This is a genomic window from Salinicoccus carnicancri Crm, from assembly GCF_000330705.1.
GTDB classification, from domain to species: Bacteria; Bacillota; Bacilli; order Staphylococcales; family Salinicoccaceae; genus Salinicoccus; species Salinicoccus carnicancri.
Genome location: NZ_ANAM01000008.1, coordinates 267,524 through 279,360 on the forward strand (window position 1 = coordinate 267,524; position 11,837 = coordinate 279,360).

The following is an 11,837-nucleotide window of genomic DNA, read 5'->3' on the forward strand; positions in this document are numbered from 1 at the left end:
CTCATTCCTCCGCTTCAAGATATGAATCCGTCGGTACACCGGCATCCGGTAACAAGGGGTCATATGCATTATCCGCTTTGAACACACCCTCGAAAAATTCAATGGCGCCTCTGCCGAGGAGCTGGTAATAGTCGCTGAACAGCTGTCCGGCATGATGTCCAAGCCATCTGCCGGGAAGCAGTTCCGCTGGGAAGCCGGGATCAATGAATAAAAATTTTCTGTATTCATGTGTCAGCATGACCCTTTTTATGAAACATTCGGCGTCAGTCAGCCTTCCTTGTGCAATCAGCTGTCTGTCCAGCACGTAATCCCTGCTGTACTTTTCAAAGAAGCTTTCATACTTTTCATTTATTTCTTCAATATTCCAGCCCCTCTGAATCAGACGGGAATTTTCGCCCACTGTATATTCAGCAGAAAAGACATCAATCTTATCCCCCAGGTCATATTTTACAGTCAGCCTCTCCATGGTTTCATGAAGAGGGTTCGGTGTGATATAGACATTCGTGGAAAGTTGTCCGAAACCATGCCATTCCAGTTCCCTGATGAATGCCTGCCTGTGCTTCGCATCATCGAACCTGTTCTGGAGCACCACCATCAGCCAGTGGCCGTCCCAACTCTCCTTGCGGATGTTGAAAATTCTTCCTGCAGCAGTGTTCAGACGGCTTTTCCCGGCTTCGGTCAATGTATAGAAACTCTTTTTGCCCTCTTTGTCAATCGACAGCCATCCCTGCTTTGACATACGGGAGAGGCTCATTCTCACCGACTGGGGATTGTGTTCGAATGCCCCGAGCAGCCTGATCAGGCTGCCCACCCATATCCGGTTGTTGTAATGGCGTATATAATCGCCGTATATAGTAAAAATCAAAGATTGCGTCTTTGCCATGATCCTACCTCTTATCCTTTTCATTCATCCCTGAAGACTGGTTTCCTCTTTTCACTGAAACTGTTCAACGCTTCCATTCTGTCGTATGTTTTGAGTGTTTTCAAATAATGCAGGCGCTCAACCTCCACGCCTTCCGAAACACTGTGTTCCATACTGTCGTTGATGGCGCGTTTTGCTGCATGAAGCGCCACTTTGGGTTGTGCCAGCAGAATGTCCACCAGATTCTCGACGGCTGCATCCAAATCGTCCGCCTTTACCATTCTATAGATGATACCATATTTTTCAGCTTCGGCTGCAGAGATTTTTTCAGACAGCAGTATCATCTCCCTGGCTTTATTCACACCGGCGAGCGCGGCAAGCCTTTGAGTTCCGCCTCCACCCGGTATGATACCCCATCCTACTTCTGTAAGACCGAGTTCCGCACTTTCAGCGGCAATTGCAAAATCACAGGCCAGGATCAGCTCCATTCCGCCGCCAAAAGCGAGACCGTCAACTTTGCAGATTGTGACAGGGTCAAGCCGGCCGATCTTATCAAAAACGGAACTGATGAGCTTGACATTCCTCATTGTTCTATTCTCATCGAGTCCAAGTCGTTCTTTCAGATCCGCTCCACTGGAGAATGCCTTTTTTCCTGCAGCCGTAAAAAGAACAACTTTCACACCATCGCTATTCATTATTTCCTCAATAATCTGCTCAAGTTCCCTGAGCATTCCATAATTGAATGCATTGAAGTATCTCTCCCTGTTGAAATGGATGCGGTATACATCCCCCTCCTGTCGGCTATCGATGTATTCCATCCGTCTCAGGCCCCCCTTAACATTCACTGTAATCATATACTCCTCTTCCGGATTTTTTACCCAGCCGCCCCGCGTTCACATATTTTTCAAGAAGCGGAGCCGGCCGGAACCTTTCTCCGAGTTTACTGTGAAGTTCTTTCATATTATTCAGCCGGGCATCCAGTCCGACAAGATCCACCAGTTCAAACGGGCCCATGGGATGGTTCAGCCCGAAGCGGACCGCTTTGTCAATATCCGCAGGCGTACCCAGTCCCTCCTGGAGCATATGGAAGGCTTCATTCCCTATGAGGCAGCTCATACGTGAAGTCACAAAACCGGGGAATTCATTGATCACTACTGTCTCCTTCCCCATTTTTTTGGCAACTGCCTCCACTTCGGTTACAGTGGCGTCCGACGTCTCAAGCCCTCTCACTATTTCTACCAGCGGCATCCTGTGCACCGGATTGAAGAAATGCATTGCTATCGAATTTTCAGGTCTGTTGCCGTAGGAGGCAATTTCCGTCGGACTCATCGTACTTGTGTTTGAAGCGAAAATCGTGTGGCTCATTGCCTTTTCTGAAACAGCTTCATGAACCGCGCGCTTGATTACGGCGACTTCCGGAACCGCTTCGATGACAAGATCGCACTCCTTGATTGCTTCTTCATAGGAAACAGAAACCTCCAGTCTGCCGAGTGCATTTTCTCTGTCGGTCATACTTATTTTGTGCCGGCCAACGCCCTTATCAAAAAGTTCTTTTATATCCCTGTAACTTTTATCCACCATCTTTTCATCAACATCCATAATGACTGTATCAAAACCGGCAAGAGAAGAAGCATATGCGATCCCTTTACCCATCACGCCGGCGCCGATGACTGTTATTTTATTGGTCTGCAAGATTACACCTCCGGTTATAAAGAGAAAGGATGGAATCAGCCCCCATTCCTTCTATGGTCTACAGCATGAAAGGATTGATTGGTTTCCTGCCGAAATACGACATGATGCTTTTAGTTTCACTGTACAGATCAAGAGTCTCTGCAGAAAGTTCCCTGCCGAATCCGGATTGTTTGTATCCTCCGAACGGAGTTCCGGGGAATGCGGAAAATGGACAGTTGATCATGACGATGCCAGCTCTGATCTTATCGGCCACACGTTTTGCCTTCCTGGTGTCTTCTGTATATATGCTTGATGCCAGGCCATAGATTGTATTGTTTGCCAGACTGACGGCCTCTTTTTCATCACTGAAGCGTGAGATGACGACCACCGGACCGAATATCTCATCCCGGACCACTGTCATGTCTTCTGTAACATCAGTGATGATTGTCGGTTCGAGCCAAAACCCGCCTTCATAACCTTCAATGCTCAGACGGTTGCCGCCGTATGCGATAGTTGCCCCTTCCTGCCTCGCGGTTTCTATATATGCTTCAACCGATTCCAGCTGACTTTTATCAATCAGGCTGCCCATGTGCGTTTCTTTACTCATGGGATCACCCATCTTCATCTGCTTCGTCTTTTCAACGAATTGTTCGACGAACTTATCATAAATCCTGTCTTCCACATATATTCGGCTTCTCGCATCACATGACTGGCCCGTGTTGTTATATATGCCGTAAACGGACGAAGCCACTGCATTCTCAAGCTCTGCATCACCGAAAATGAGCGCCGGAGATTTTCCGCCGAGCTCCAGTGTCAGACGCTTCAGTGTCCGGCTTGCTTTAGACATGATGTCTTTGCCTGTATCCGTCGATCCGGTAAAGGCCACTTTATCTACCTCGGGATGCTCGACGAGATAGTCACCAACCCTGCTGCCGCTTCCCGGCAGTATATTTATCACACCGTCCGGGACACCTGCCTCCTGACAGATTTCCCCCAGAATCAATGCAGTCAGCGGTGTCAATGATGCAGGTTTTAAAACAACAGTGCATCCTGCAGCGAGTGCAGGTGCAACTTTCCATGCAGCCATCATCAGCGGGTAGTTCCATGGTACAATCTGTGCACAAACACCGACCGGTTCTTTTTCGGTATAGTTATGAAACTGGCCGGGCACATCATTCGTTTGACCACCGTGATTACAGACGGCACCCGCATAATATTCGAAATCCTCAACAGCCTGGTTGATCTGTCCGGTGGCAGCATTGATTGATTTGCCCGAGTTCAAGACTTCGAGCTCGACAAGTTCTTTGAACCTTTCCCGCATGATTGAAGCAATCCTGTTCAGGATCTTTGCCCGTTTGGATGCCGGGTAGATTTTCCATTTGCTGTTCTCAAAAGCATCCCTCGCCGCCATCACAGCACGTTCTGCATCCTCCCCTGTCGCCATGGCGACTTTGGCTATGACTTCACCCGTTGCCGGATTGATGATATCATTCGTGCCGCCATCGCTGCTCTCCACCTTTTCACCATTGATGAAAAGTTCATAGAATTCTCTCCTGATGCCGTTTTGCACCTTCACTTCCGTCATTTAAGTATCCTCCTATTTCCCTTTGAATTCCGCTTTTCTTTTTTCCCTGAACGCCATCATGCCCTCACGATGATCTTCAGTCAGACCGCTTACTCTCTGGTATTCACTTTCAATATCCATGAATTCCGGAAGCGTCGAATCCGCTGCCCGTTTTGTCAGCTGTTTGATCAGTCCGATTGCAATGGATGGCTTTCCAAGGAGGCGGCCGATTCTCTTCCGGGTTTCTGTATCAAAAATGTCCTTTGCAAAAACATCATCGACCAGCCCGAGGTCCAGTGATTCACCGGCGCCCATCCTGGGTGAGAACATGGAAATTTCCAGGGCTTTCTGCTGTCCGGCCAATTTTGTGAGATAAAAGATATGTCCGCTGTCCGGAACCAGACCGACGTTGATGAACGCACTTGTCATCATTGCATCATCGCTCATCCATCTCATATCGCACGCCAGTGCAATGCTCATACCCGCACCTGCTGCTATTCCATTAACTTTGGCCACGATCAGCTTCTCAGATGTATCTATTGCCTGCACCAGCGGTGCATAGAACAATCTGATCACTTCTCCATGATTCATGCTGTCATCCACCCCGGCAAGGTCCTGCCCCGTTGAAAACGCCTTCCCTGTCCCTTCGAGGGTAATGACCCTGACATCCTCATCTTTCTCAAGCATTTCCAGAGCCTGCCTGGTTTCTTCCAGCATTTCATTATTGAAGGCATTATATTTATCCGGACGATTGAAAATAATCTGCCCCATGCCTGCTTCCTTATTTACAATGATGGTTTCATACATTGCTACCGCCCCCTGAATTCAGGTGGTTTCTTATCCAAAAACGCCTGCATCCCGATTTTCTGATCTTCTGTGGAAAACAGCAGATAGAAATTTTTCCTTTCAATCTGCATCCCCGCATACAATGAATTATCCTGAGCGGCATTTACGGATTCCTTGATCAGTTTCAAGGCAATCTGTGGCTGTTTTGCAAGTTTTTCCGCCAGTTTGAATACGGTCTCCCCAAGGAGCCTTCCATCTGCAAGGTGGTTGATGACACCGTGGTCGTGCAGTGTTTTGGCAGAAATGGTTTCGCCGAGCATTATCCACTCCATCGCCCGCTTCGTACCGACAAGTCTTGTCAGACGCTGGGTGCCGCCTGCTCCCGGCATAGCCCCGATGACCACTTCCGGAAACCCGAATCCTGCATCTTTGTCCGCAACAATCATGTCCGAGAGGAGCGCCAGTTCAAATCCACCTCCAAATGCATATTTATGAACGCCGGAGATAACAGGTTTCGCTATTTCAGACATCCTGTCCCATATTCTGAACTGATCCCGCACCATCATATCCCGCGCATCGGAATCTTTCATTTCACTGATATCCGCCCCGCTTGAAAATATTCCGCCCCTTCCCATGACAGTCATGACTTTTACATCTTGTTCTTCGTCAAAGCATTCCATGGCATGGAGTATCTCCTCTGTCATCTCAATGGAAATCGCATTGTTCACTTCAGGCCGGTCAAGCCAGATCATTCCTATACCATTCTTCAGTTCGATACTGATGTTTTCATAATTAGCCATCAGCATCTTCACCGACCATGAAGGTCACCGATTTTCCGGCAAGTGACATCGCATCTCTTGCAGATGCTCTGCCCTCATCAGATGAAAGGCCTTTCTCCAACTCATCCATATTGTCATAATACATTTCACAGATGATATAATATCTACTTGGATTCCCCATCGGATCCCTGTCATATTTGCTCACTCTGACTTCTTTCAGACCGGGTATTTTCTCAGTCAGCGGTATATGCTTTTCAAAGTAATGGGTATCGAACGCCTGCTTATCCTCCGGGTGTCCATACATAGCTACAACCTTCACCATTTCTCTGTCCCCTTTTAATGCATATTTGATGATACGAGTTTCATCGCTTCAAACGGATTCCGGCAATTTCTGCAATACAGTATGCTGCGGCATGCCGTCGGCCCGAATATATTCTCCACCGTCACAAACGTCGATCCGCAATACGGACAGTCGACATGCCAGCTTCCGTCCGATTCAATGAATTCCGGCGGCGGTGCGATCCCGAATTCCTTCAGTCCTCTGATGCCGGCTTCAGTCACCCTGTCGCTCGTCCACGGCACTGAAAATGTGAATTCGACTTCGGCTGAATCCGCCCCGTCAAGTTCCAGCAGCGCCTCCGCACAGTTCTTTTCAATGATTGGAAGCGCAGGGCACCCGCTGAATGTGGGCAGCAGCGTCACTTTTATACTTGTATCCACTGCTGCCACTCTATACACCATCCCAAGATCGACGATGGAAACCGTATCGATTTCCGGATCCTTAACTTCTGCCAGTTTCGAAAGTATCAATTCTTCATCCAGTATTTTTTCAGCCTTCATATTCATTCACCTACCATTTTGCATATGGCACTGAGCCATATACTTCGCTCATCAACTCCAATGCATGTTCCAGGTCCTCCGTGTGCCGGCCGAGTCTGCCGTTCTCTTTCTGATCATCCGGAAATGAAAACACGCTGTCCGTCTGATCGAACACCTTTTCCATTTCCTTTCGGAAGCTGTCCTTCATTTCAGATGCCGGTGCAATATACCCTTTTCTGGTGATGTCTTCAGAGTACTTTCCAAGATGGAACAGATCCGCGCATTCGCCGTTCACTTTTTCAAGCGCAGCAGCCATCCTCGCTTTTGCATCATCACTTGAATTCATCAGCTGTATGAACCATGTCCGCCAGTGCAGCTCATGATAATAAAGTTCCATTGCCGCTTTTGCAGCAACGTCCCTGAGCGGAGTAGATGAAGATTGCTTCAACGCAACAAGCTTCACTTTTTTATGCATGTTATAGTAGAGGTTCCTGACAACATGATAGGCCCAGTCATACTTCGGCACATCAAGATACTCCCCTTCCCCATTCCTCTTTTCTGTAAGGATGCTGTTCCTTCTGTCCGCCGGTCCCCTGAAATGGGCGAGGTCATCGGCATCCCTTCCGTATATGTCCCCAAGCAGCCCATAATACATTGCAGCGTGTCCCATCATATCCTGTGAAATCGAAGCCGACGCCACATCCTCTTCGATATGCGGTGCCAGCCCGAGCCATTCCGATGACCTGAATGACAACAAATAATCATCATCTGCAAGCTGCTTCAGCAAATCGGCAAGATATGCCTGATCCGTCTCCGTCAGTCCTTCAAACTTTCCGCTTTCCGTCTTTTCCATGACTTCACTCCTTCGCCCATCCCATTATTTCCTTTTCATCCAGCAGGTTCTGTTCGTACATTCTCCATTTTTTCCTCAGATACCCGTAGCCCTTCGTATTTCTGTAATCTTTATTGTCCAGTCGCTGCAGGGTTTGCTTCTCCCCATCCGATAAAGTAAGTATGTTCTCCCGTCTAACCACCCAGAGGTCAGAGACGGGCTCCCGCCTAAGGAAGTTCTCCTGGGCCATCACTTTCGCTATTTCATCATTCGGTGCCGTCAGACTGAAATGATGGATGAAGCCCTTATCGGGTGCCCTTTTGGAAAACACTTCATATTCATTGTAAAAAGTGCCGCTCATGTATTTATCCTCCTTATGCTTCCAGTGCCTCACGGACCCAGGCGTTATTTTTATAGGCCGCCCTCCTCAGGTTGAGACGGTCCTGGCTTTTCGGCCCTTCATTGCCGATGATCTGTTTGAACTTTTTCCAATCCGGCTGCCGGTACTCCCATATTTTTGTTTCTTGATCAAATCGGAGTGTGTCATCAGGGATTGTCAGCCCGAGCGAGTGTATCCTCGGTACGTATTTGCTGAGGAAGCTCTGCCTCAGTTCTTCGTTCGTCTTGGTACGAATCTGGTATTTTATCGTTGCATCCTGTTTTGAACTGCCTGTCGTATCTTTCGATTCAGGGCCGAAGAACATGAGAAGCGACGGCCACCAGCGGTCGATTGCATCCTGGAGCATTTCCCTTTGCTCTGTACAGCCTTCCGCCAGAGCCATGATAATGGATTCACCATGCTGAGCATGGAAAACCTCCTCTGCACATATACGTTTCAGGGCGCGTGCGTAAGGACCGTATGATGCTCCGAGCATATTCGTCTGCGTGATGATCGCTGCACCGTCGACCAGCCAGCCGATCAGCCCGGCATCCGCCCATGTATGTGTTCTCATATGGAAAACATTGTGGAATTTCAGCCGCTCTTCAAAAAGATCATCCATAATATCCGCACGATTCCTGCCCAGGGGTTTCATCAGATCCTCGGTCACTCTGAGCAGCAGCTGTCCATGCCCCATCTCGTCCTGGACTTTCGCCATGATGCCGAGTTTGCGTCCAAGCCCCGGTGCTTTCGGCACCCATTCCTTCTCAGGCAGCGCCCCCATGATTTCACTGATGCCGTGCATTGAGATCAATTTGATCAACACTGTCCTGTATTCGTCAGGCATCCAGTCATCCATTTCAATTTTGTCACCATCTTCAATCCGTTTCATGAATGATTCGTACTTCTCGCTTTCTGTCATCCCTGTAACCGCTTTCATTTTACTGCCTCCTTAATTTTTCGGCGTCCGCCATTAATATGGGCTCAACGCCGGTCTTTATCGAATACGTCGGACACCCGTCCAGGGCATCCTCAAGATCGAAATTGTCCGGCGCAAGCCCTGCATGAACCGCTGGATATGCAGGTTTCCTGATTAATCACCGTATACAGTATTCCCCGCTATACTCCCCCCTGGTTTTCATCAATTATGGATGTGGAATGCTGCGGCTGATGTTTTGCTGCCGGATTGATATGGACTTTTGCACTGGATACTGCAATCGGTGCTTCCCCGAAGCCCGTTGCGATCAGTTTCACTTTGCCATCATAGCTGTTGATATCACCCACAGCATAGATTCCTTCAATATTGGTTTCCATTTTGGAATTGACGGTGATATCATTCTTTCTGATATCAAGACCCCAGTCTTTCATAGGACCGAGTGTCGAGGAAAAGCCGAAATTGCAGATGAATTCATCTCCATCCACTTCTATTTCCATCTCCTCCTTCGCATGCTTCAGGGTGATTGAGAAGAGCTTCTCCGAAGCTTCGAACGCAGCCGGCTGAAACGGTGTCAGAAGATTCACCGAGGAATCCTTCAGCTCCTGGACGCTGGACTCATGTGCACGGAAACGATCCCGCCGGTGGACCAGTGTCACCGATTTTGCTGTATCATTGAGCATCAGGCTCCAGTCCACAGCAGAGTCACCACCTCCGAATATTACAACGTCCTTATCACGGAAATGCTCAACATCTTTCACAAAATAATGAAGGTTTATCCCTTCATATTCCTCTATATTCGGCAGCTTCATACGCTTAGGCTCAAAAGAACCATTGCCGCCGGCAATGATGATCGTCCTGGTATGGAAAACCTCATCATTTTCCGATTCTATTATGAAAGTGTCCTCCACCGTTCTGTTGATGCTGATAATGTTCGTCTCCAGCGATATATCTACATCAAAGCGGTTCATCTGCTCTTCAAGGTTCAAAACGATATCCTTAGCCTTCTCTCCCGGGAAACCCGGAATATCATATATATACTTTTCTGGGTAAAGCGTCGCCAGCTGTCCGCCCATCTCAGGGAGACTGTCCACCAGGTGCACTTTCATCGATCTGAGACCGGCATAGAAAGCGGTAAACATGCCGACAGGGCCGGCTCCGATAATCGTCGTATCATAAATCTCCATTTCATCTGTCACATTCACGCCCCCCTTATATAACTAATTTGATACTTAAAATTTATACTCGTTATAAACAAATAGTAAAAAACTTCACCGGTGAAGTCAAGGGATTACATGTTAATAATTGAATAATCACATTTTTTATATATAATGGAATTTATATAACTATATGAGGAAACTTTTTATCAAATCAGTTATCTATCAAGGAGGGAATAGTTTTGGACCTGGGGGACGTTGTAAAAAAAGAGACACCTGCACCGCCATGCGATCACTACCTGAACGTCAGTGTGAAAGAAGCATCAGAAGGAAAAAGCAGAGGAATATGGACAGTGACTGATGCAATGATCAATGGCAATGGTGTGGCCATGGGAGGCTTTTCAGGTGCAGCTGCCGACATCATGTTTGCCTATGCAATAGATTCACAGCTTGAAATGGGTGAAGGATTTGCGAGCATCAATCTGAACACCACATTTCTCAAGCCGGTTATCAGAGGAGATGTCGAAATTCTGTGCCGGATACACAAAAAAGGGCGGACTGCAGCATACGGCAGCGCCATGCTCATGCAGAATGGAAAAACAGTGGCGGAAGCCACATCCTCGATCATGATCATAAAAAAATGAGCACAGATACGCTGATCTGTGCCCAAATCGATTATTTACCATACTGGATCATGTGATATTTTTTCTTGCCCCGGCGGATTACTGTGAATTCACCATTCAGCTTGTCGGATTCGCGGATTTCATAATTCACGTCCTGCCGACGCTCGCCGTTGATGTAGATGGCACCATTAGTGATATCCTCACGCGCCTGTCTCCTGGATGGGGACACGTTTGTATCTACAAGGATCTTTACCAGATTCATATCCGTTTCATCATAGTTCGCCGAAGGTACATCTTTGAATGCATCCTTCACCTGCTCAGCAGTCAGAGATTTGATATCCCCGCTGAACAGCGCTTCTGTTATCTTCTGCGCTTCCCCGAGAGCATCATCCCCGTGGATGAATGCAGTGATCTCTTCAGCCAGACGTTTTTGCGCCTTCCTCAGATGCGGTTCATTTTCTACTGATTCTGCAAGTGAACCGATTTCCTCCTTGGACAGGAATGTGAAAAGCTTCAGGAATTTGATGACATCCGCATCGCTCTGGTTGATCCAGAACTGGTAGAATTCATAAGGTGATGTGCGATTACGGTCCAGCCAGATGTTGCCAGATTCGGTCTTGCCGAACTTCTTGCCATCGGCTTTCGTGATGAGTGGAATCGTCATCCCTTCGGCTTCCGTCGCACCGTACATCCTTCTCATCAGATCGAGCCCGCTCGTGATGTTCCCCCACTGATCTGACCCGCCAATCTGCAGTTTGCAATTATACTCCTTATTCAGATGACCGAAATCGATTGCCTGAAGAATCGTATATGTGAACTCGGTATATGAAATGCCCGTTTCCAGTCTGGACTGGATTGCGTCTTTTCCAAGCATGTAGTTCAGGCTGACATGTTTCCCGTAATCCCTGAGGAAGCTGATCAGGCTGATGTTTTTCAACCAGTCCTTGTTGTTTACCAGGATTGCCCCATTTTCATCAGAAAAATCAAAAATCTGTTCCATCTGTTTTTTGATGCCCAGGACATTGTCATCGATCTGATCTTCGGTCTGGAGGCTGCGTTCTTCGGCCTTGAATGAAGGGTCTCCGATCATCCCTGTGCCACCGCCGATCAGGACAATCGGGCGGTGGCCATACTCCTGGAACCTCCTCATCGTCAGAAACGGTACAAGATGCCCTATGTGGAGGCTGTCTGCAGTCGGGTCCGCCCCGCAGTAGAGCGTCAGCTGTTCATTGTCCAATATCTCCGAAATCTTCTCTTCATCCGTCATCTGGTAAATGATGCCGCGGTACTTGAGATCTTCTATCAATTCATTCATGTGTTTTTCCTCCTGGTTTAAAATTTATATCATCGCAATAAAAAAAGCCCCTTACAACAAAGTAAGGGTGCTTTCATACACGGTACCACCATACGTTTAACTCTTTTTGGGACAGA

The 11,837-nt window shown here is 47.8% G+C and carries 14 protein-coding genes; 1 reads left to right on the plus strand and 13 read right to left on the minus strand.

Annotation, left to right across the window (positions count from 1 at the left end; all coding sequences use genetic code 11):
- Position 1: 1 nt before the first annotated feature.
- From C792_RS0108980 to C792_RS0109035, 12 genes are all read right to left on the minus strand, one after another.
- Entirely contained in the window at positions 2-883 is an 882-nt protein-coding gene (locus tag C792_RS0108980; protein WP_017549140.1) for a PaaX family transcriptional regulator, read from the minus strand.
- Between the two features lie 20 nt (positions 884-903).
- Positions 904-1,680: an enoyl-CoA hydratase-related protein gene (locus C792_RS0108985; protein WP_026090304.1), complete on the minus strand. Its 777-nt coding sequence runs from the start codon at positions 1,678-1,680 to the stop codon at positions 904-906.
- Between the two features lie 16 nt (positions 1,681-1,696).
- The gene (locus C792_RS0108990; protein ID WP_017549142.1) at positions 1,697-2,554 is read right to left on the minus strand and encodes a 3-hydroxyacyl-CoA dehydrogenase; all 858 of its coding nucleotides are present in this window, start codon (positions 2,552-2,554) and stop codon (positions 1,697-1,699) included.
- A 58-nt stretch (positions 2,555-2,612) separates the two neighbouring features.
- Positions 2,613-4,118 carry an aldehyde dehydrogenase family protein gene (locus tag C792_RS0108995; protein WP_017549143.1) on the minus strand — a complete coding sequence of 502 codons (1,506 nt, stop codon included), beginning with the start codon at positions 4,116-4,118 and terminating at the stop codon, positions 2,613-2,615.
- Between the two features lie 12 nt (positions 4,119-4,130).
- The gene (locus tag C792_RS0109000; protein ID WP_017549144.1) at positions 4,131-4,904 is read right to left on the minus strand and encodes an enoyl-CoA hydratase/isomerase family protein; all 774 of its coding nucleotides are present in this window, start codon (positions 4,902-4,904) and stop codon (positions 4,131-4,133) included.
- Between the two features lie 2 nt (positions 4,905-4,906).
- Positions 4,907-5,683 carry an enoyl-CoA hydratase gene (locus C792_RS0109005; RefSeq protein ID WP_017549145.1) on the minus strand — a complete coding sequence of 259 codons (777 nt, stop codon included), beginning with the start codon at positions 5,681-5,683 and terminating at the stop codon, positions 4,907-4,909.
- Positions 5,676-5,984, minus strand: coding sequence for an EthD family reductase (locus tag C792_RS0109010; RefSeq protein WP_017549146.1), 309 nt, complete (start codon positions 5,982-5,984; stop codon positions 5,676-5,678). The genes C792_RS0109005 and C792_RS0109010 overlap by 8 nt, the downstream gene beginning before the upstream one ends.
- Positions 5,985-5,998: 14 nt before the next feature.
- Complete coding sequence (gene paaD, locus C792_RS0109015) at positions 5,999-6,502, minus strand: 1,2-phenylacetyl-CoA epoxidase subunit PaaD (RefSeq protein WP_017549147.1); 504 nt, start codon at positions 6,500-6,502, stop codon at positions 5,999-6,001.
- Between the two features lie 10 nt (positions 6,503-6,512).
- Entirely contained in the window at positions 6,513-7,334 is an 822-nt protein-coding gene (gene paaC, locus C792_RS0109020; protein WP_017549148.1) for a 1,2-phenylacetyl-CoA epoxidase subunit PaaC, read from the minus strand.
- A 4-nt stretch (positions 7,335-7,338) separates the two neighbouring features.
- Complete coding sequence (gene paaB, locus C792_RS0109025) at positions 7,339-7,674, minus strand: 1,2-phenylacetyl-CoA epoxidase subunit PaaB (protein ID WP_017549149.1); 336 nt, start codon at positions 7,672-7,674, stop codon at positions 7,339-7,341.
- Between the two features lie 13 nt (positions 7,675-7,687).
- Positions 7,688-8,632 (minus strand): 1,2-phenylacetyl-CoA epoxidase subunit PaaA, encoded by a 945-nt coding sequence (gene paaA, locus C792_RS0109030; RefSeq protein ID WP_017549150.1) that lies wholly within the window; start codon positions 8,630-8,632, stop codon positions 7,688-7,690.
- Between the two features lie 179 nt (positions 8,633-8,811).
- Entirely contained in the window at positions 8,812-9,813 is a 1,002-nt protein-coding gene (locus tag C792_RS0109035) for an NAD(P)/FAD-dependent oxidoreductase (protein WP_040608850.1), read from the minus strand.
- Positions 9,814-10,025: 212 nt separating this feature from the next.
- On the opposite strand from C792_RS0109035, the gene C792_RS0109040 reads away from it, so the two are divergent.
- Positions 10,026-10,427, plus strand: coding sequence for a PaaI family thioesterase (locus C792_RS0109040; RefSeq protein WP_017549152.1), 402 nt, complete (start codon positions 10,026-10,028; stop codon positions 10,425-10,427).
- A 31-nt stretch (positions 10,428-10,458) separates the two neighbouring features.
- Here C792_RS0109040 and tyrS read toward each other — a convergent pair whose 3' ends face one another.
- Entirely contained in the window at positions 10,459-11,721 is a 1,263-nt protein-coding gene (gene tyrS, locus C792_RS0109045; RefSeq protein ID WP_017549153.1) for a tyrosine--tRNA ligase, read from the minus strand.
- Between the last annotated feature and the right edge of the window lie 116 nt (positions 11,722-11,837).